This is a genomic window from Cryobacterium sp. TMT2-10, from assembly GCF_004403075.1.
GTDB classification, from domain to species: Bacteria; Actinomycetota; Actinomycetes; order Actinomycetales; family Microbacteriaceae; genus Cryobacterium; species Cryobacterium shii.
This window is the reverse complement of sequence record NZ_SOGW01000054.1, coordinates 14,042-33,062: the sequence shown is the minus strand read 5'-3', so window position 1 is coordinate 33,062 and position 19,021 is coordinate 14,042. Positions and strand designations below refer to the sequence as shown.

The window sequence follows — 19,021 nt, the reverse complement described above, 5'->3', positions numbered from 1 at the left end:
TTTCACTATTTCGGCTGCACCGTCGCGGCTCGATGGAACAGGGCGGTGACAGCATTAATGGCCGGAACGAGCTGCTGGGCAGACTCCACATAGACCTCATCGCTGCGGCGATAGGGGTCAACGACGTCATCGTCATCGGCCGATACCAGGGGGACGACGGCGCCACGCTGAGACGCGGCCAACCCGATCAGAGTGGTGAGGCGCCCGACAACGTCATCGAGGGGCAGTGCGGCAGCCGCGTCGAGGTCGTCATCGGTGACGTCTGCAACGAGACGCGCGAATTCGCGGATAGTGAACGTGTAACGGATCGCACGTGGCACCAACTCGACGATGGCGCGTCGGTGCTCGCGGGACATGGCGAACACCAGGTCGGCGGTCTGCACGTGCTGTTCGGTGAGTTCCTGGGCCACATGGGCACTTGGGTCACCGCCGAAGTGGCGCGACAGGTCGGCGGCTTGCGGGGGCATGCCCTGGCCGGTCAGGCCGATGGTTCCTGCACTGGCCACCTGAATCTGCGGCCACGACGCCAGGCCGACACGCAACAGCTGTTCGGCCAGCGGTGACCGGCAAATGTTGCCGGAGCAGACCGTGAGAATGGAGAAGGTCTGCATTACGCGGTTCTCCGTCGGGCCTTGCGGATGCCCCGCGTCGCGGGGGCTTCGGCCCCGACAGCGACTTTCTCTTCCTCGTGGATCGTGCCGTAGCTGTACTGGCCATAGCCGTAGGAGTCGGGCCCCCTTGTGGGCAGCATGGTGATGACCATGCCGACGAGGCGGCTCCCTGCGCGCTCCAGGGCCTTCACAGCGCTGGTCAGCTCGTTGCGCTTCGTGCGCCCGGAGGCCACCACCATGATGGCGCCGCCGCAGAGCTTGCTCAGCACGGCGGCATCCGTCACCAGCAGCAGCGGCGGGGCGTCGATCAGCACCACGTCGAACTCCTCGGTGAGCACGCCGAGCATGCGGGCCATCGCAGCGGAGCCGAGCAGTTCGCTCGGGTTCGGGGGAACGCGGCCGCTGGGCAGAACGAACAGCTTGTTCTTGCCCCACTTCTGCAGCACGTCAGCAAGTTCCGCGCGGCCGATCAGCACGTCGGTGAGGCCGACGCCACCCTCGATGCCCATGTACTCGGCGACGCGGGGCAGCCGCAGGTCGCCGTCGATCAACGCAACGCGGGCGCCGGTCTCGGCGAGGGCGATCGCGAGGTTCGCCGTGGTCGTGCTCTTGCCCTCTCCCGGCACCGAGCTGGTGACAACGAAGCTGCGCGGGCCACCCTCGATGTTCACGAACTGGAGGTTGGTGCGCAGGCTGCGGAATGCCTCGGCCCGCGGGTTCTTCGGGTCGGTGTGCACGACCAGGGGGCGCAGGCTCGCGCCGGGATCGTTGGTGATGCCGCCGAGCATCGGTGAATCGGTGACGAGCTCGATGTCGTGCAGGCCGTGGATGCGGGTGTCGAGAACGCTGCGGAGCACGGCGAGTCCGATGCCGACCGCCAGACCCACGAGAAGACCGAGGGCGAGGTTCAACGGAACGTTGGGGCTGGCCGGCGTGGTCGGCACGATCGCGGGCTGGATAGTTTCGATCTTCACGGGGCTGGCTGCGTCGCCGTCGGGCTTCTCGAGGCGGTCGACGACGACCTTGCTGAAGTTCTGCCCGACGGAGTTGGCAATCTTGGCCGCGAGCTCGGGGTCGCTGTTTGTGACCGAGACGTCGATGAGCACGGTGTCTAAAGGGGAGACAGAGGTGATGGTGGAGCCGAGCTGCGCCGCGGTCAGGTCGAGGTTCAGGTCCTTGATGACCTCGTCGAGCACAATGGCGCTGTTGACGACGTCGACGTACGACGTGACGGCCTGCCGGGCAAAGCTGGTTCCCTGAACCAGGTCTCCGGTCACAGCGCCGGCGGAGGCCTGCACCGAGACGTAGAGCTGGGTGTTGGCGATGTACTTCGGGGTGGTGGCGATGGCAGCTCCGGCTGCTCCGGCGATGCCGAAGAGGGTGCAAGCGATAATCAGGATCCAACTTTTATGGAAGATCCTGAGGTAGTCCTTGAGCTCCACGCGCGTTCCTCCGGTAGCACTTGACAGAGAGGAACCGCTCGAATCGCCTTTTCCCCTTGTTCATCCTCTCACATGAGGGTAAGGGGCCTTCCCGCGTCGGGGAGTGACGCTTTCTCGACTAATGCGCCGCTCGATCCAGGACGGCGAAAAATGGCGCTGAGAACTGCTTCGCCGGGGACGCCGCCGACCTCAGCGCCGACGAAGGCACGGTTATTTGCAATGGCCATCCCCCCAATTGGGGTGTTTCGTGGAGTCAGTCAGGCCTCCTGGAGGAGACCCTCCGGTGTGACCATGAGCATCTGAGGCGTGGCGGCGCCGATCACGATCGAGGCGATGAAGGGCCGGTCGGCAGGGAGCACCCGGGCGGTGAGGCGGCCCGACACCAGCACGTTCAATTCGTCCGCGACCGCGGCCACCACGGCCGACATCTGAACGGGCTGGTGGTCGCCGCTGTCGTCGAGCAGGGTCACTTCGACCCCGCGCAGCCGCGCGGCACGGGTGGCGGACACGAGCGGCTCGACGAACAGGGCGCGCGCCCGCATGGCGTCGCGGAGGGTCGCCTCGACCAACAGACATTCCGCGCGCAGCTCGGGACCGAGCTCGGTGCTCTGTGCGAGCAGGTCGAGGATGGGACGGGAGAGCACGTTCACCCGGGCGAGCTGCGACTCGCGCTCCTCGATGGCGGCAACAGTGGTGGCCGCCGCGGCACTATGCAGGGCGCGCTCGCCATTCAGCACGGACAGGGCCTGGGTCGACCGCGCCATGCCCAGGGCAAAGAGACTGCCGGCGAGCAGCGTGCCGGCATGGCGGCTGACCATCTCAAGACCGTTCACCCCGGGAAGGCCGTTGACAAGGCACCAGACGATGGCGACCACGGTCATCAGCGCATAGCCGAGCCAGGCCAGATCGGAGCGGCCTCGCACGGCGAGGACGACCAGGAGCAGGGTGATCGCGCCCAGGTACCAGTGCCCGAACGGGGTGGGGTTCGCCGGCGTCATCGGGAACGCGACCAGCGCCCCCGCCAGAGCGCACAGGGCGACCACGACCCCGGCCCGGACGCGGGTCATCCGGTTGTTGTCGGGGCGGGCCATGATGAGGGCCGCGAGCACCAGGGCGAGGAAGCCGAGGACCTCACCCGGCAGGGTCGCGCCCGGCTCATCGTCACCGAAGGCGAGCAGCGCGTGCACGAGGATGAACAGCGCGATAATGGCGAGGCTCACCGGGGTCGGCGGGCGCAGGCGTGTGGGGGCGGGCGGGGTGGTCGGTTCCGGGCGAGTCAGGACAGCAGCGGGGGCGGTGCGGGCCAGGGTCGCCAGGGCGGCGGATGCGGCCGGGGCCGGGGCTGCCGCGGGGCTCGGCTCGGGCGTCCAAGACACCTCCACCTCGGTGCCGGCCCCCGGGCGGGAGCGCACCGCGGCCGCGCCGCCGGTCAAGCGCTCCATCCGGCCGATGATGCTCTGCGTGATGCCGAGGCGCTCGGCGGGCACCCTGGCCGGGTCGAAGCCGGCGCCGTCGTCGTGCACGAGCACCCGGATGCCGCCGCGTCGACCCTGCACGGTGACGGTGCGGACCACCTGGCGGCCCTGCCCGCGTCCGGCCGCGGCGACCGAATTGCGCAGCGCCTCGCCGACGGCGTCGAGCAGGGCGGTCACTGCCACCGCGGGTATGCGGAGGTTGTCGGACAGGTCGGAGTGCACCGCGGCATCCGGTGCCAGGTCTGCCGCCAGCTGCTCGAGCGCGTCGACCAGTTCGTGGCCGGTGGCGCGGAAACCCGGGTTCAGCGCTGGGGTGCGGACAGCGTCGAGACGGGCCAGCGTGGTCTGGGCGTGACGGGCGATGGTGGGAGCGGGGATGCCGCCGCGGCCGGCCATCAGCAGGCTGGAGATGACGCTGTCGTGCACGAGCGCGTCGATGCTCAGCCGCACCCGCTGGCGGGCCACCTGGGCGGCCCGGGCGGCCTGATCGGCGCCCACGAACAGGGCGGCGGCGTCGACCTGGGCGGCGCGGCGCCGGGTGAGCCCGGTCAGGCCGACGAAGACCGTGATCATGAGCAGCGAGTAGAGGCCGTCTTCGACGCCCACGAGGAGCGGTTGCGGATCGGTCGTGGTGGCGGCCCGCAGCAGTCCGCTCGCCGTGCAGACCAGGGCCGTGTAGGCCCAGCCGATCCGGTCGCGGGTGGCCACCGCCACGGCCATGGCGGGGATTCCGGTGAAGGAGATCACCCAGGGGATGTCGGAGGCCCCGGTGGTGAGGGGTTCGGCGCGCACGACCAGCCAGAATGCGAGGATGGCCAGGAATACGACCCCGTCGGCCAGGGCGAGCGAGCGCAGCAGGCGCAGCGACGCCCATTTGGAGAGCACGCCGATCAGCAGCGGGAGACCGAAGACCAGCAGGAAGGCCAGCAGCGACAGGGTCGGCGCGGGGCGCCAGGCCTGTTCGAGGTAGGTGCCCAGGCAGAGCAGACCGAAGGCCAGGGCGGCGACACCCATGGCCCCGTAGAGCACGCGCGCGTGCCGCTCGACCGCGGTCGGAGCTGGCGGCACCTTGCGCGTGCGAGCGGTCACGACTGGCCGGGGATGGGCAGAATGCCGTCTTCCAGCGCGCGCTTGTAGAGGTCGATCTTCGTGTTGGCGGGGCGGCCCACCCGCTCATACTTGGTGCGCACCCGACGGATGTAGTCGATCACCGTGGCCTCGGACAGTCCCATCCGCGACGCCACCAGGGGCGCCTTCGCGCCCGCCGCGTAGAGGGAGAGCGCCTCGCGCTCCCGGTTGCTCAGCCCGGCATCGGCCAGGTCAGGGTCACCGTCGAGGGCCGCTGCCCACTCCGTGGACGCGATCGTCTCCCCCGCCGCCGCGCGCGTGACCGCGTCGAGCAGCACCGCGGTCGGCTCGGACTTGCGCACCACGCCGAGCACGCCGCTGCGCGCGGCGTGCCGCATCAGCACCTCGTCATCACCGCCGGTGAAAGCGAGCACGGCGGCCCCCGCGGCGCGCAGCCGATCCACGTTGCTGCCCACCAGGGATCCGTCGGACAACCGCAGGTCGAGGATGACCAGGTCGACCTGCTGCGCCTGCGAGGCAGCGGATTCGAGCAGCTCGGTCACGGTCGCGACGGTGCCGACGACCTCGATTTCGGGGATGGTGGAGAAGAGGTTTGCGAAGCCGCGGGCGACGATCTCGTGGTCATCGATCAGGGCGACTCGGAAGCGGGACATCAGGTTCCTTGCATGGGTGGTGCTCGGCGATGGCGGGTTTGGTTGTCTTGTTGAGCCGTGTGACCGGCTGTTCTGGTGCGGCTTGCTGCGGTTCTGGTGCGGTTTCGCTGCCAGTTTTGCACAGGATTCGGGTGCCCCGCGCAGCACCCCCGTTGGGGTGCCACAGAAAGTGACGGCTGGTGAGGAGGGAAAAACGCGCCTACGTTGTAGTTGGGAAATCAACTGGGGGGTTGGTGGGGCGCTCACGACTCAGTGTCGTTTGAGCGCCCCCTCTCCCCTGTTTTCTTTGGTTTGATTAGCCCGCATCAGGTTCTGACCCAAATATGGGACATATCGATTCAAGGTCCCATATACGGGAATGACTCAGGTAGAGTACCGGATATGCGACAGCTGCTGGACGACCTCCGAGCCAGCGTCGGCCTTGACCGGCGGGCGCTCGCACTACGCTCCGGCGTGTCCAAATCCACGATCTACCGCATCGAAGGCGCGCAGGTCGACCCCTCCGTCGGCACGCTCCGAGAACTCGCCCTGGCCGCCGGTTTCGACCTGGACATCAGTCTCGCTCCGCTCTCGGACGTCAACGCCGCCCGGGCTGCCCGGGAAATCCTGGCTGGGCCGGCGACCGGCGAAAAGGACAAGGCCGTCGCCGACTGGGAGGCCCGATTGCACCGCTGGGTGCCAAACGGTGACCCCGTCGAAATCGCTCGCACTGCCGGCGTGAGCTCCTCCCTGTTGAAACGCGCCGGCGCAACATATCTGTGCGGCAACGTGGACGAGCTCAAGATCGCGGCGGCCGCCAGCGCCGGCGAAACGCCATGGATCCTGTCGGGGGTCAGCGGCATCAGAAGGCTGAACCCCGACACGGACGGCCCCACGGCCGGACCGTCCGTGGTCTACACCGCTGACCCGCATCGCCTGGTTCGGCGCCTGGCCCACATGGCACCGTGCCGACCGGAGGAGGCCGACCTCATCGTCGTCCCGTACACGGCCGACTTGGACGTGGACGCGTTCCTCGACGACGGCATCCGGGTGGTCGCCCCCATCCAGACCCTGGTGGACGCATTCGGCATCGGCGGTGCGCTCGCAGACGAAGCCGAAACCATCGCACGGAGCTGGTGAACCATGACCGACACACCCAACAACTGGGCCCGAGGGTCAAACCAGTACCAAAAGCGGACGAAGCCGCCGCGGCCACGACCTGATCTGCCGGGGAGCTCCCTGCCCCGCAGCGTTGTCGATCAGCAGCGCGCGGCGACAGGAATCGTGTGGGACTCCGCATCCGTTGCCTGGGACCTGCTCCCACAGTCGGCCACCGACCGCGCCCGCGCCCGGTTTCGGGCCGCCCTCCCGGAGTACATCTGGGATGCGGCGTCGCTGGAAGGCAACCCGTACACCCTGCCCGAGGTGCAGACCCTCCTCGAAGGCGTCACGGTGAGCGGGCACCGGGTCTATGACCAGAACCAGATCCTCGCCCTCCAGGAGGCGTTCAACTATGTTGACACGCTCGTCGGCGACGGTACTTTCGCCCTCACCAAAGACGTGAGCGACGAAGTGCACCGCCGCGTGGCCGTGCATGAAGAAATCGAGTCAGTCCATTTTCGAGGAGAGGGCAACGTCACCGGCGGAGGCCTTGTCGGGCTGGGTGATTTGGGAACCTACCAGGCGTCCCCTCCTGGAGAGCACGGGGAGACTCTGATTGACGAGCACGACCGCCTCCTCCGTTACCTCTACACCCTGCCGGACGCGCGCGAGCAAGCCATCACGTACTTCTGTGCCGCCACCCGGGCCCAGTTCTACTTCGACGGCAACAAACGCACGTCCCGGCTGATGATGGCCGGCCACCTCATGGCGTCGGGATTCGACGCCATCTCGGTGTCCGCTCGACGCAGACTCGAATACAACGAGCACCTCAGCACCCTCTTCGACACCGGGGACGCCACCACGCTGATGGCCTTCATCATCGACTGCCGACCCGAGGCCTGACGGTCTCCCCAGGCCAGGTCAGGCCTGCACGGAACGCCGGCGGTTGTTGAGCACGCCGCCGCTCTCCTCGAGGTAGCACGAGCCGCAGAGGGACTCGTAGGTGACCTGCTCGCCGTCGATCGCCACCTGGGCGCCGTCGAAGACGAAGACGCCGTCGATCTGGCGCCCGTTGAACACGGCCTTCCGGCCGCAGCGGCAGATCGTCTTGAGCTCCTCGAGGCTGTGCGCCACCTCGAGCAACCGGCGGCTGCCGGGAAAGGCCACGGTCTGAAAATCGGTGCGGATGCCGTACGCCAGCACCGGGATGTTCTGAAGAATCGCGATCCGCAGCAGGTCGTCGACCTGCGACTCGGTCAGAAACTGGGCCTCGTCCACGAGCAGGCAGCTCACGTCGAGGCCGGTGGCGGCGAGCACCTCGGTGCGGTGCTGCTGGAAGGAGGCGTAGGCATCCGTCTCGGGGGTGAGCAGGTAGTCGACTCCCCGGGTGACGCCCAGGCGCGAGAGGATGCCGCGGTCGCCCTTGGTGTCGACCGACGGCTTGGTCAGCAGCACCTTGTGGCCGCGTTCCTCATAGTTGTAGGCCGCCTGGAGCATGGACGTGCTCTTGCCGCTGTTCATGGCTCCGTAACGGAAATACAGTTTGGCCATGCGGTGGGTGCCCCCTCGGCTGGTTGTGTTCGGGTCGTGCTGGTGCTCGTGCTGGGGTCGTGCTGGGGTCGTGCTGGGTTGCTGAAGTCTTCCTTCAGCGTACTGGGCGGCGGCGGAGGCGGACCCGGGGCGCCGGGCGGCGGTCGCCGAAGTCGAGCATCACCAGCGGCCGGCTGATCGTGACCCGCACCCGCGGGAACACGACCCGGAACACGGCCAGGTAGGGGCGGAGCAGGGCGCGGGCCTGGCCGGCGGGCAGGTCGAGTCCGGCCTGGATCGTGACGGTGTCGACGATGCCGGCGGGCACGGGCTGGGGCTGCTCGGCGGGCTCGGGCTGGGTGGGCTCGGGCTGCTCGGGTTCGGCGGGTTGCTCGGGTTCGGCGGGCTGCTCGGGTTCGGCGGGTTGCTCGGGTTCGGCGGGCTGCTCGGGTTCGGCGGGTTGCTCGGGTTCGGCGGGTTGCTCGGGTTCGGCGGGTTGCTCGCTCTGCCCGGCGCGCCCGGGAGCGGCCGGCCGGGCCCCGTCGGCGACCTGCACCACGAGGCTGCGCGGGTCGAAGCCGGGGGCGGCGCAGAGCAGGCTGATCAGGGCGGCGGTGGCGGCGCGCTGGTCGGGTCCGAAGCGCAGGGCGCGGTGCTCGGGGTCGGCGACCACGAAGAGCGGATCCAGGCCGCGCTCGACCAGCCGGGCGCGCTCCCGGGCGATGACGGCGTCCAGCCAGGTCAGGTCGATGTCCTGCACGAGTGAACGGCGCACGCGGGCGGCCAGCTCGTTGGCCCGGGCGATGTCGGCCTTGGTGACCTCGCCGCGTTCGAGCACGTCGGTGAAGAGGGGGAAGACGCCGGTTTCGAGGTCGGCGAGCTGCTGCCCGACCACGGCACGCACGACTCGGCCGCGCGACTCCTCGGTGCGTTCGGCGATGGCGCGGCGGGCATCCGTCTGCCAAGCCAGCAGCAGGCGCACCATGCGGCGGGAGTAGGCGGCCGCGGCCAGGCCAAGGGCCAAAACCGGGGTGACCGACACGACCGCGTAGACGGCCGGCGGCACGGTGATGGCGAGGAATGGGGCCTGCGGCACGGTGACGGCGGCGACGATGACGGATGCCGCCACCGCCGACAGGGTGATCTCCCGCCACGGGCGGTACGGGGCGAGGGCAAGCAGGAGGAGGCCGATGGCGACGGGTCCGAAGTCGTCTTGCAGGAGGGTGTTCGCGCCCCAGCGGGACGCCTGGTCGAGCAGGTAGGCGCTGACGGCGAGGCCGATCATGGCCAGGTGAGAGCCGAGCCGGAACGGCGGCTCGGACGGCCGGGTGCCGATGACGAGGGTGGCGGCCGCGCCGGCGATGGCCAGCAGGGCCAGCCCGACGAGCACCGGATACCGCGACTGGTCGGCCTGCCACGACGTGGCCAGCGCCGCGTAGCCGAAAACGACCGTAGCGATGACCGGAGCGAGCGGCCAGGTGGCGAGGGTGCCCAGCGGGTCGAGCCGCTGCTGGGTGAGGGTGCGCGGGGTGGGCGTCGCGGGGGCGAGCGGGGTGGGGGTGGCCGCGGTGGTGGGGATGGGAGCGGTTTCGGGGGCGGTGCTGGCGCCGGGGGTGGCGGCGGTCATCGGGGGGCCTGCTCGCCGAGGGTTGCGGCATCCGTCGTGATCGGGTCTGAGATGGGGACCGGCACGTTCAGAAGTACGGATGTGCCCGCGCCGGGGCGGGTGAGGATGCTCACCGAACCACCCAGGCGTTCGATGCGGTGGCGCACGGCCTGGCGCAGGCCGAGGCGGTCGGAGCCGGTTTCGGATTCGGTGAAGCCGCGGCCGGCGTCCATCACCATCAGGGAGATGCTGTCGAGTTCGCTCTCGATCACGACCTCGGCGGCCACGATGCCCGAGTGCAGGATCACGTTGGTCAGGCACTGCTGCACGGCGAGGCCGAGCTCGCGGTCGCTGACCGGGTCGAGGCGGCCGAGGGCGGCGCGCTCCCCCGTGACTTCGACCACGAGGCCGCGATCGCGACTGCGCTCGATGGCGGCGTAGACCTCGCTGGTGAGCCAGGCATCCGTGCCCGCGGACGGCTCAACGCTGCGCTGGTCGGCGTCGGTCAGCCAGTCGGTGCCGCGCAGGGTCTGCAGGGTGGCACGGATGCTGCCGGCCAGGTTCGGGCTGAGCGGGCCGGCGTGCGCGCGGGCGAGCGCGACGAGCTCGGTGAGGGTGGTGTCCTGGGTGCGGGCCAGGGCGCGCTGGTCGAGGTCGTGGCGCAGCAGGCGGGCCCGATCGGCGAGGACGGCCCGGTGCAGGGCGGTCTGGGCCGCGGCCTGGCGGCGGGCGAAATGGGCGAAGAGGAGCACGCCGACGAGGAACAGGTAGGTGGAGATGGTGAAGGGGTCGGGGCTGTAGGGCACCTGCGTCTGGAGGGCGGCGAGCACCGTGACGGCTTCGGCCAGCACGAAGCCGAGGGTGCTCCAGAGCACGCCGGCAAGGGCGCCGGTGCCGGCGCCGCCGACCATGATCAGGGCCAGCTTGGGCAGGGCCACCAGGAACAGGTTCGAGAACGGGAACACGTCGGGCATGCCGAGGATGGTGACCGTGAAGAGGTAGATGCAGCCGCTGCCGACAATCAGGTAGGCGATGGTCAGGGTGACCGTGCGGCGCAGGGAGAGCTCGATCAGGAAGCCGGCCATGGCGAGGAGGGCGAGGATGGTGAGCCAGAGGGCGGCGGAGGTTGTGGTGGAGATGGTGGAGGCGGTGGAGGCGGTGGCGGCGGTGGCGGTGGGGCGGTGGGCGAAGTTCAGGGCCAGCAGGGCGAGCAGTGCGCCGGCGAGGCAGGTGAGTCCGAACCAGTGCGAGGCACGCGCGAGGGCGTGACTGATGGTTCTCGCCACCAGGTGGTCTGGCAAGCCAAGCGTCATTACTGTTCCGTTCGTGTTGGTGCGTGTGGTGCGTGTGGTGCGTGTGGTGCGTGTGGTGCGTGTGTGTTGGTGTGGTCGCACGTGTGCTGCACCGCGATCTGCGGTACGTTCTGCGGCGCGTTCGTGCGGGTGTGTATCGGTCGAGTATCCCATTTCGGCGGCCGTGTTCCCCGTTCGGGGCGCAAGCTGCCCGTCGTTCTAACCAATTCGACGGAGATTTTGGCGAAAACATGCGTTCTCGCCTGCTGTGCGCCTGATTTGGGCAAAATCTCCGTCGAATTCGTTCGGGGCCGGGGCATCCGCTCGAAGGGTGATGGCCGGGTTGAGGCATCCGGGCGCAGGCGGCTTCCGAGCATACCCCCAGGGGTATACTTGGTGAAGGTTGGCGCGGCAGCGTGCCGCTGGAGTACCGACGACGAAGGGTTCCACCTTGACGACAGCGCTTTTTCTATTCGATGGTGACTGCGGCCTGTGCCAAAACGCAGTCGACCGCATGAAGCGCCGGATCGCGCCGCAGATTGTTTTCGCAACGTACCAGTCGGTCGACCTGGACGCGCTCGGCGTGACCCTGGCGACCTGCCTCGAAGGCCCCGTGCTCGTGCGGGCCGATGGCAGTCACGTGGTCGGTGTGGGCGCGATGGCCGGGATGCTGCTCACGGCTCGCAACCCGTATCCGTTCTTCGGACGCGTAATGATGACCCCGGTCGCTTCCTTGCTGCTCAACCGGGTCCAATCGGTGTTCTACCGAAACCGCCACCGTCTGCCGGGCGGCACGGAAACGTGCCGGATTCCCCAGGTCTGACGCCGCGCCGATCTGGGCCGGTCGCCGCCGAATTCGTTCGGGGCGGGGCATTCGTTCGCGGCCTGTTCGCCGGAGTCGGGGCGGTCGGTCAGAAGAGAGTCGGGCTCAACTCGGGCGGGAGCTCCTCGGCGATCAGTGAGCGCCGCACGGCGGTATTCGCCGAGTCGCGGCCGGCGCCGCTCCGGGTACCGCGGCCGGCACCGGCGCCGCTGCCCGCCAGGCCAGTACCCCTGCCGGGCGTGGCGGGACGGCCGAGCGCCGTCGAGCGCACGCCGCCGGTGGACGGATCCTCCAGCCCACGCTGCAGTCCGTGCGCCTTGATCAGGGGTTTGATTCGGGCGGCCAGCCAGACCCGGTAGTCCTTGGGCGCATAGGCGCCCTTGGCGTAGAGCTCGAGGTAGCGCGGCAGCAGCTCCGGGTGGTCGCGGGCCAGCCACTGCAGGTACCAGTCCCGCACGCCCGGGCGTAGATGGAGCGCGGTGTACATGATGCTCGACGCACCGGCATCCTTCGCCTGGCGCAGCGCCTCGTCGAGGTGGGCCTTCGTGTCGGTGAGGAAGGGCAGGATCGGCATCATGAAGACCGAGCAGTCGAGTCCGCGCTCGCGCACCGCCGTCACCGTGGCCAGGCGCGCGACCGTGGACGGGGTGCCCGGCTCGACCGCCTGCTGCAGCTCGTCGTCGTAGATGGCGATCGACAGGGCCAGGTCGACGGGGACGAGTTCGCTCGCCTCGACGAGCAGGTCGAGGTCGCGGCGGAGCAGCGTGCCCTTGGTCAGGATGGAGAGCGGCGTGCCGGACTGCGCGAGCGCGGCGATCACGCCGGGCATCAGCCGGTAGCGGCCCTCGGCGCGCTGGTACGGGTCGGTGTTGGTGCCGAGCGCCACCGGATGCCGGCCCCAGGTTGGCTTCTTCAGCTCCCGCTGCAGCACCTCGGCCACGTTCACCTTGACGATGATCTCGTTGTCGAAGTCTGTGCCCGCGTCGAGGTCGAGGTAGGTGTGGGTGGGCCGGGCGAAACAGTAGGTGCAGGCGTGGGAGCAGCCGCGGTAGGGGTTGATGGTCCAGCCAAAGGGCATCGCGCTCTGGCCCGGCACGCGGTTCAGGGCCGACTTCGCCAGCACCTCGTGGAACGTGATCCCGGCGAATTCGGGCGTGCGCACGCTGCGCACCAGGTTGTTCAGGCGGGCGAGTCCGGGCAGGGCGCCCGCCTGCTCCGTCGTGAGTTCCTGTCCGCTCCACCGCATGCACCTATTCGAACACACGTTCTAGAGAGATGCAAGCGGATGCTGCGGCTATCCGCGTGCGTGCTCGACTGGTGATCGGCTGCGGCGGGGCCGGCCTGCGGTCGTGGCCAACTCAGGAGAATTGGTGCACTGGCGCCGCCGCGGCCGCGGACCAGTGCCGGAGTCGGGGCGAGGCGTCGCGGATCTCCTGAGTTGGCCACAGGGGGCCTCGTCTCCGACTGCACTTCGGTGGGTAGCAGCAGGAGCACCGCCGCCCGCGCCCGCGGACCGCGGGCGGGACGGGCGGGACGGGCGGGACGGGCGGGACGGGCGGGACGGGCGGAAGGACTACGCGGTGAGGTTCAGGGTCTTCGCGGTGGCGGCCAGGGACGCGGCCGCGGCGGCCGGGTCGTCGGACAGCTTCGTGCCGAGGCTCGGGATCATCTCGCGCAGCTTGGGCTCCCAGGCCGGGTACTGGTCGGGGAAGCAGCGCTTGATCAGGTCCACCATGATCGGGGCCGCCGTGGACGCACCCGGGGACGCGCCGAGCAGGCCCGCGATGGTGCCGTCGGCCGAGGTGATGACCTCGGTGCCGAACTGCAGCACCCCGCCGAGCTTCGGGTCCTTCTTCATCACCTGCACGCGCTGGCCGGCGGTGATGAGTTCCCAGTCCTCTATCTTGGCCGTGGGGATGAACTCCTGCAGCGCCTTGAGCTTCGTCTTCTTCGAGGCGAAAACCTCGCCAATCAGGTACTTCATCAGGCCGAAGTTGTGCGCGGCGACACCGAGCATCGGCCCGATGTTGTGCGTGCGGATCGAGAACGGCAGGTCGAACCAGGTGCTCGACTTGAGGAACTTGGGCGTGAAGCCGGCGTAGGGCCCGAACAATAGCGAGGTCTCCCCCTCGACCACGCGGGTGTCGAGGTGCGGCACCGACATCGGCGGGGCGCCCACGGCGGCCTTGCCGTAGACCTTGGCGTGGTGCTGGCTGACCAGCTTCGGGTTCGTGGTGCGCAGGAACTGGCCGCTGATCGGGAAGCCGCCGAAACCCTTGATCTCGGGGATGCCGCTCTGCTGCAGCAGCGCCAGGGCGCCGCCACCCGCGCCGACGAAGACGAACCGGGCGTTCACCGCACTCGGGTGGTTGCCGACCAGGCGGCGCAGGTTCAGGTTCCACGTGCCATCCGGAAGCTGCTTGACGCCCGTGACCTGCTGGTTCACGTGCACGCCCGCGCCCGCGGCGGCGAGGGAATCGAAGAGGTAACGGGTGAGGGCGCCGAAGTCGACGTCGGTGCCGGACACGATCCGGGTCGCCGCGATCTTGTCGTTCTTCGGGCGCTTCCTGGTCAGGAGCGGGGTCCAGGTGCCGATCACGGCCGGGTCCTCGCTGTACTCCATGCCCTGGAACAGGGGCTGGTCCTTGAGCACCGCGAACCGCTTGCGCAGGTATTCGATGCTGGACTTTCCGTGCACGAACGTCATGTGCGGGGTGGAGTTGATGAAGTTCTTCGGCTCCGGCAGCGCGCCCGTCTCGACCAGGTGCGCCCACAGCTGGCGGCTGATCTGGAACTGCTCGTTGATCGCCACGGCCTTCTCGGCGGTGACGGTTCCGTCCTTCGCCTCCGGCATGTAGTTCAGCTCACACAGAGCGGCGTGGCCGGTGCCCGCGTTGTTCCACGGGTTCGAGCTTTCCTGCGCGACTTCCCCCAGTCGCTCGTAGATCTCGATGCTCCAGTCGGGCTGCAACTGCTTGATCAAGGTACCGAGGGTGGCGCTCATTATGCCGCCACCAATAAGAACGACATCGACATTCGCCATTGGATTCACACTTTCGAGTGTAACGCCGGTAACGGATTCCTCCCGCCGGAACGCGGGCACCACAGGTAACGGTTGGCCCGCGACTCGGGCCGAAACGGCTCAGGCGCTGGACTTCACGCGCTCGTAGTTGGCAATGAATTCCTCAACGGACACTTTGGCGATGACTCGGGCGACAAGATCGAGATCCAGGTCGGCCAGCGTCTTGAAGCGCACGCAGCTCTTGCCCATGTTCAGAGTGCGGCCGGTGGCGGCCCACTCGGCGCGGAACGCGGCATCTTTCTCGGGAAAGCTGTAGAGGGCCATCAGGTAGAGCGAGTTGTAGTTCTTCTGCGCGGCCAGGCTGACGTAGGCGAGCGGCTGCTTGTTGTACGTGTCGGGGTACGTCTCCAGCGGAACCACCCAGCCGAGGATGCCGCCGTACACGCCGAGCCGGTAGCCCTTCGGCATGGCGTCGCGCACGGTGTCGAGCACCGGGTAGAGCACGGCACGGCGTTCGGGTTCGAGGTCGAGAACGAGCGTCTCCACCTCGAACGGAATCGGCTCTGCACTCATGGAGTCAAGGATATCGGTTCCGACTCTCGAGACAGCGGCCCGCTAGGGCTGTGGGACCGCGTCCGGCACGACGTCCGACAACACGACGTCGACCGCGGCCGTGGCGGGACGGCCGGCGCCGACCGGCGCGCCGCGCGGCACGACGGCCCGGGCCCCGTGCAATTCCAGCCGGGTGAGGGTGTTCTCGAAGTTCTCCGGCACGCCGTAGTGGAACCCCTGCGCGCTGCGGATGCCGAGTCTGATCAGGTGGTCGGCCATGGCGTCGTTCTCCACGCCTTCGACGATCATCGAATACTCGAGGTTGTCGCCGAAGCCCTGCAGGGCGGTGAGCACCTCGCGCTGGCGGACGTCGTCGAGGTCGTCGACAAGGCTGCGGTCGATTTTGAGGATGTCCATCGGCATCCGTACCAGGGCGTCGACCGAGGAGTCCTGGGAACCGTAGTCGTCCAGCGCGATCATCAGGCCGAGGTCGCGTAGGCGGTCGGCCTGGGCACGGATGGCGGGCGTCACCTTGGTCATCGACCGTTCGTTGAGTTCGAGGCAGAGCGAGATGCCGGGGTAGCGTCCGGCGAGGTCTTCGATGTACGTGCCGACGCGTTCGGGCAGGATCTGCCCGGCCTCCACGTTGATGGTCATGCAGACCACGCGTGGCTCGACCAGACGGAAGTCGGCGGCCGCCTTCATCGCCTTGACGGCCACCTGGCGGGTCATCGCGTCGAGCCGGCCGAGGCCCTTGGCCTTCTCCACGATCGACGGCGGGGACAGCGGACCCAGGTCGGGGTGGGTGTAGCGCACGAGCGCCTCGAACGCCCAGATCTGCCCGGTGACGAGGCTGACGATGGGCTGGAACGCGAGTTCGAGCAGGTCCTCGTCGATGGCATGGGCGATGATGTCGTTCATCTGCGAGGACCGGTGGCTGGAGATGTTGATGCTGCTCTCGTTCGCCGGGCCGCCGCGCCGGCGGGACTTCTTGATCGCGAGCATGGAGCGGTCGGCGTCCTGCACGAGCTGGTTGACGTCGGTTTCCCGGTGCGCGGAGTAGGCCAGCCCCACGCTGATCACCGGGTTGTGGGTGTTCTGACCGATGGTCACCGGCTTGCCGGACTCCACCAGGATGCGCTCGGCGATGATCTTGGCCTCGGCGAGCGACGTGAGGTGGGTGAGGATGACCACGAATTCGTCGCCGCCGACGCGGGCCACCACGTCGTTCGGCCGCACGACCGCGCTGAGTCGGCGGCCGAGTTCCTTGAGCATCTCGTCGCCCACCTGGTGGCCGAACCGGTCGTTGAGGCGCTTGAAGTCGTCAATGTCGATGAACAGCACCGCGAGCGCCTCGGAGTAGTCCCGGTGGTCGTTGATGTTGGCCAGGGCCTCCTGGAACGCGCCGTAGTTCGGCAGGCTCGTCAGCGGGTCGGTGTTGGCCCGGAGGGTCAGGCCGGCGATGTTCGCGCGTGCCTTGACCACCATCCCCGCCGTGGTCGCGAGGGCCTGGAGCGCCCGGCGGTCGTTTCCGGTGAAGGCACCGTCCATGGGGTCGCGGCGGGCGACGATGTACATGTCCTTGCCGGGAACGGCGCCCAGCGGCAGGGCCATGCTGATCTCCCCGGGGCGGGCCGGCTCCGCCCGCACGGAGACGGATTCGGCCCCGATGGTCTCTTCAACCGCCTGCCGGAGCACCTCGACGATGGTGGCGGTGGCGCCGGACTGCGCGTCGGCGCCCGGGTCGGTGCTCAGCGCGCTCGCGCCGCTGACCATCCCGGCGAGCCGGCGGCGCATGACCGAGACCGTGGTTGACACCTTGACGATGGTGGCGACGATCACCAGGGCGACCAGCACCCTGGCTGCTTCGAGGGTGGTGCCCACCACGACCATCACCGGCACGCCCTCGACAGTCCAGACTCGGGCGATCACGGAGATCAGGGCGCAGCCGACCAGGGTGACGGCGAGCCGCACCGGCGACAGGAGCGGGCGGCCGCCGCGCTCGACGGGAGAGTTCGCCAGGCGGTGTCGCAGCACTTCGACCAGGACGACGAAGGCGACGTAGCCCACGGATGCCGCGGCCACCGCCGGCAGCACGGGCAACCCGGCGCCGGTCAGGCCGGCGTAGATCAGGGCGGAGACGATGCCGCCGGCACCCTGCAACCCGGCACTGTAGAAGGCGACGGATGCGCGGCCGGCCTCGATCAGGATGGCCAGCAGGACGCCGAGCGAGATCAGGCCGATCGCGGCTTCCGCCGACAGGGTCGGGGCGAGCGCAGGCAGGGCCAGCATGGGAAGGCTGATCACCGGGCTGCGGTGCTCCACGGCGCCCACCCGCACCCAGGTGAGTTCCAGGACGGCCGCGCAGAGCACGCCCGCCGCGGCGATCAGCCAGTGCTCGGCGGGGGCGCCGACGAGCAGTGCCAGGGAGGTGGCGATGCTGGCCAGAGCGATGCCGGCGAACAGCACAAAGGCGGCCCGTCGCACGGCTGCTGAATTCCGAATCCCGCCCACGAGGTCTGACACTAGCGGAGAGAGCGGTCGAACGTTCACCATCCCGCGAAGGCTGGTGCCGCGGACCCCCGGCCGGCGGGTGCGCGGGCCGCGGGGGGACGGCCGGCGGGTGTCACCTCCGCCGGCCGTGAATGCCGGTCCTTACACTCTGATCAGTACTTTTGCTGGCCGTGATGCTCTGCGAGGACCGGATCCGCGGCGGCGGGTCAGGGCTGCAGCGCGAGCAGATCGGCGGCGACGAGTTCCGCGATCTGCACGGCGTTGAGCGCGGCGCCCTTGCGCAGGTTGTCGTTGGTGATGAAGAGGGCGAGGCCGCGCCCGTTCGGCACACCGCTGTCCTGACGTACCCGGCCGACGAAGCTCGGGTCCTGGCCGGCCGCCTGGAGGGGGGTGGGGACATCCGTCAGCACCACGCCGGGCGCGGTGGCCAGCAGCTCGAGCGCGCGGGCGACCGACAGCGGGTTGGCGAATTCGGCGTTGATCGACAGGGCGTGGCCGGTGAAGACGGGGACGCGCACGCAGGTGCCGGAGACGCGGAGTTCGGGCAGGTCGAGGATCTTGCGGCTCTCGTTGCGGAGCTTCTTCTCCTCGTCGGTCTCGAACTCGCCGTCGTCGACGATGGAGCCGGCCAGCGGGATGACGTCGAAGGCGATCGGGCGAACGTAGACGATCGGGTCGGGCATCGGCACGGCGGAACCGTCGTGCACCAGCTGCAGCAGGTTGTCGCTGGCCGCGGCGGCGCGCACCTGGCTGGCCAGCTCGCGGGCGCCGGCGAGTCCGCTGCCGGAGACGGCCTGGTAGGTGCTCACGATCAGGCGCTCGAGGCCGGCCTCATCGTGCAACACCTTGAGTACGGGAATGGCCGCCATGGTGGTGCAGTTCGGGTTTGCGATGATGCCCTTGGTGGCGAGCTTGATGGCCTCCGGGTTGACCTCGCTGACGACGAGGGGCACGTCGGGGTCCATCCGCCAGCCGGACGAGTTGTCGATCACGGTGACGCCGGCAGCGGCGAAGCGGGGCGCCTGCACCTTGGACAGCGTGGCGCCGGCGGAGAAGATGGCCACGTCGAGGCCTCTTGGGTCGGCGGTGGCGGCGTCTTCGACGACGATCTTCTTGCCCTTGAACAACAGAGTGGTGCCGGCGGACCGGGATGACGCGAAGAAACGGATGCCGGCGACCGGGAAGTCGCGCTCCTCGAGCAGGCGGCGAACGACGGCCCCGACCTGGCCGGTGGCGCCGACGACGCCGATCTGGATTCCTGCGGTGCTGGTGGCTGCGGTGCTGGTGGCTGCGGTGCTGGTGGCTGCGGTGCTGGTCACTGTGTGTTCCTCT

Annotated in this window: 15 protein-coding genes; 3 read left to right on the top strand and 12 right to left on the bottom strand. The window is 69.0% G+C overall.

Features of this window, described 5'->3' with window-relative positions:
• Positions 1–5: 5 nt before the first annotated feature.
• The 4 genes from E3T37_RS06135 to E3T37_RS06120 all read right to left on the bottom strand — a co-directional run bounded on the left by E3T37_RS06135 (position 6) and on the right by E3T37_RS06120 (position 5,270).
• Positions 6–611: a low molecular weight phosphatase family protein gene (locus E3T37_RS06135; RefSeq protein ID WP_134365929.1), complete on the bottom strand. Its 606-nt coding sequence runs from the start codon at positions 609–611 to the stop codon at positions 6–8.
• Entirely contained in the window at positions 611–2,053 is a 1,443-nt protein-coding gene (locus E3T37_RS06130; protein ID WP_134365928.1) for a polysaccharide biosynthesis tyrosine autokinase, read from the bottom strand. Before E3T37_RS06130 ends, E3T37_RS06135 begins: the two co-directional genes overlap by 1 nt.
• A 257-nt stretch (positions 2,054–2,310) precedes the next feature.
• Complete coding sequence (locus tag E3T37_RS06125; protein WP_134365927.1) at positions 2,311–4,617, bottom strand: ATP-binding protein; 2,307 nt, start codon at positions 4,615–4,617, stop codon at positions 2,311–2,313.
• A complete protein-coding gene (locus E3T37_RS06120) occupies positions 4,614–5,270 on the bottom strand; it encodes a response regulator transcription factor (protein WP_134365926.1) in 657 nt (218 codons plus the stop codon). The genes E3T37_RS06125 and E3T37_RS06120 overlap by 4 nt, the downstream gene beginning before the upstream one ends.
• A gap of 381 nt (positions 5,271–5,651) precedes the next feature.
• Here E3T37_RS06120 and E3T37_RS06115 point away from each other — a divergent pair, with 381 nt between their 5' ends.
• Both E3T37_RS06115 and E3T37_RS06110 read left to right on the top strand, forming a co-directional pair.
• On the top strand, positions 5,652–6,389 hold the full coding sequence (locus E3T37_RS06115; protein WP_134365925.1) for a helix-turn-helix transcriptional regulator: 738 nt from the start codon (positions 5,652–5,654) through the stop codon (positions 6,387–6,389).
• A gap of 3 nt (positions 6,390–6,392) precedes the next feature.
• A complete protein-coding gene (locus tag E3T37_RS06110) occupies positions 6,393–7,253 on the top strand; it encodes a hypothetical protein (RefSeq protein WP_198415983.1) in 861 nt (286 codons plus the stop codon).
• 18 nt (positions 7,254–7,271) lie between these two features.
• On the opposite strand, the gene E3T37_RS06105 is transcribed toward E3T37_RS06110, so the two are convergent.
• The 3 genes from E3T37_RS06105 to E3T37_RS06090 form a co-directional block, all read right to left on the bottom strand.
• Entirely contained in the window at positions 7,272–7,901 is a 630-nt protein-coding gene (locus E3T37_RS06105) for a thymidine kinase (RefSeq protein WP_134365924.1), read from the bottom strand.
• 94 nt (positions 7,902–7,995) lie between these two features.
• The gene (locus E3T37_RS17070) at positions 7,996–9,507 is read right to left on the bottom strand and encodes a hypothetical protein (protein WP_194087844.1); all 1,512 of its coding nucleotides are present in this window, start codon (positions 9,505–9,507) and stop codon (positions 7,996–7,998) included.
• Positions 9,504–10,799 (bottom strand): sensor histidine kinase, encoded by a 1,296-nt coding sequence (locus E3T37_RS06090; RefSeq protein WP_134365923.1) that lies wholly within the window; start codon positions 10,797–10,799, stop codon positions 9,504–9,506. The genes E3T37_RS17070 and E3T37_RS06090 overlap by 4 nt, the downstream gene beginning before the upstream one ends.
• 382 nt (positions 10,800–11,181) lie before the next feature.
• On the opposite strand from E3T37_RS06090, the gene E3T37_RS06085 reads away from it, so the two are divergent.
• Positions 11,182–11,601: a DCC1-like thiol-disulfide oxidoreductase family protein gene (locus E3T37_RS06085; protein WP_166789140.1), complete on the top strand. Its 420-nt coding sequence runs from the start codon at positions 11,182–11,184 to the stop codon at positions 11,599–11,601.
• 88 nt (positions 11,602–11,689) lie between these two features.
• On the opposite strand, the gene E3T37_RS06080 is transcribed toward E3T37_RS06085, so the two are convergent.
• The 5 genes from E3T37_RS06080 to E3T37_RS06060 all read right to left on the bottom strand — a co-directional run bounded on the left by E3T37_RS06080 (position 11,690) and on the right by E3T37_RS06060 (position 19,008).
• A complete protein-coding gene (locus E3T37_RS06080) occupies positions 11,690–12,847 on the bottom strand; it encodes an Rv2578c family radical SAM protein (RefSeq protein ID WP_134365921.1) in 1,158 nt (385 codons plus the stop codon).
• Positions 12,848–13,174: 327 nt separating this feature from the next.
• Positions 13,175–14,653, bottom strand: a complete 1,479-nt coding sequence (locus tag E3T37_RS06075) for a malate:quinone oxidoreductase (protein ID WP_255572717.1) — start codon at positions 14,651–14,653, stop codon at positions 13,175–13,177.
• Between the two features lie 90 nt (positions 14,654–14,743).
• Positions 14,744–15,196: a DUF1801 domain-containing protein gene (locus E3T37_RS06070; protein ID WP_134365919.1), complete on the bottom strand. Its 453-nt coding sequence runs from the start codon at positions 15,194–15,196 to the stop codon at positions 14,744–14,746.
• A gap of 42 nt (positions 15,197–15,238) precedes the next feature.
• Positions 15,239–17,701 carry an EAL domain-containing protein gene (locus E3T37_RS06065; RefSeq protein ID WP_166789042.1) on the bottom strand — a complete coding sequence of 821 codons (2,463 nt, stop codon included), beginning with the start codon at positions 17,699–17,701 and terminating at the stop codon, positions 15,239–15,241.
• A 194-nt stretch (positions 17,702–17,895) separates the two neighbouring features.
• Positions 17,896–19,008 (bottom strand): aspartate-semialdehyde dehydrogenase, encoded by a 1,113-nt coding sequence (locus E3T37_RS06060; protein ID WP_134365917.1) that lies wholly within the window; start codon positions 19,006–19,008, stop codon positions 17,896–17,898.
• Positions 19,009–19,021: the final 13 nt, after the last annotated feature.

Bases quoted from the DNA above. Each gene is read 5' to 3' on its own strand.
- E3T37_RS06135 (WP_134365929.1), bottom strand. From the start codon at position 611: ATGCAGACCTTCTCCATTCTCACGGTCTGCTCCGGCAACATTTGCCGG.
- E3T37_RS06120 (WP_134365926.1), bottom strand. From the start codon at position 5,270: ATGTCCCGCTTCCGAGTCGCCCTGATCGATGACCACGAGATCGTCGCC.
- E3T37_RS06115 (WP_134365925.1), top strand. From the start codon at position 5,652: ATGCGACAGCTGCTGGACGACCTCCGAGCCAGCGTCGGCCTTGACCGG.
- E3T37_RS06110 (WP_198415983.1), top strand. From the start codon at position 6,393: ATGACCGACACACCCAACAACTGGGCCCGAGGGTCAAACCAGTACCAA.
- E3T37_RS06105 (WP_134365924.1), bottom strand. From the start codon at position 7,901: ATGGCCAAACTGTATTTCCGTTACGGAGCCATGAACAGCGGCAAGAGC.
- E3T37_RS17070 (WP_194087844.1), bottom strand. From the start codon at position 9,507: ATGACCGCCGCCACCCCCGGCGCCAGCACCGCCCCCGAAACCGCTCCC.
- E3T37_RS06090 (WP_134365923.1), bottom strand. From the start codon at position 10,799: ATGACGCTTGGCTTGCCAGACCACCTGGTGGCGAGAACCATCAGTCAC.
- E3T37_RS06080 (WP_134365921.1), bottom strand. From the start codon at position 12,847: ATGCGGTGGAGCGGACAGGAACTCACGACGGAGCAGGCGGGCGCCCTG.
- E3T37_RS06070 (WP_134365919.1), bottom strand. From the start codon at position 15,196: ATGAGTGCAGAGCCGATTCCGTTCGAGGTGGAGACGCTCGTTCTCGAC.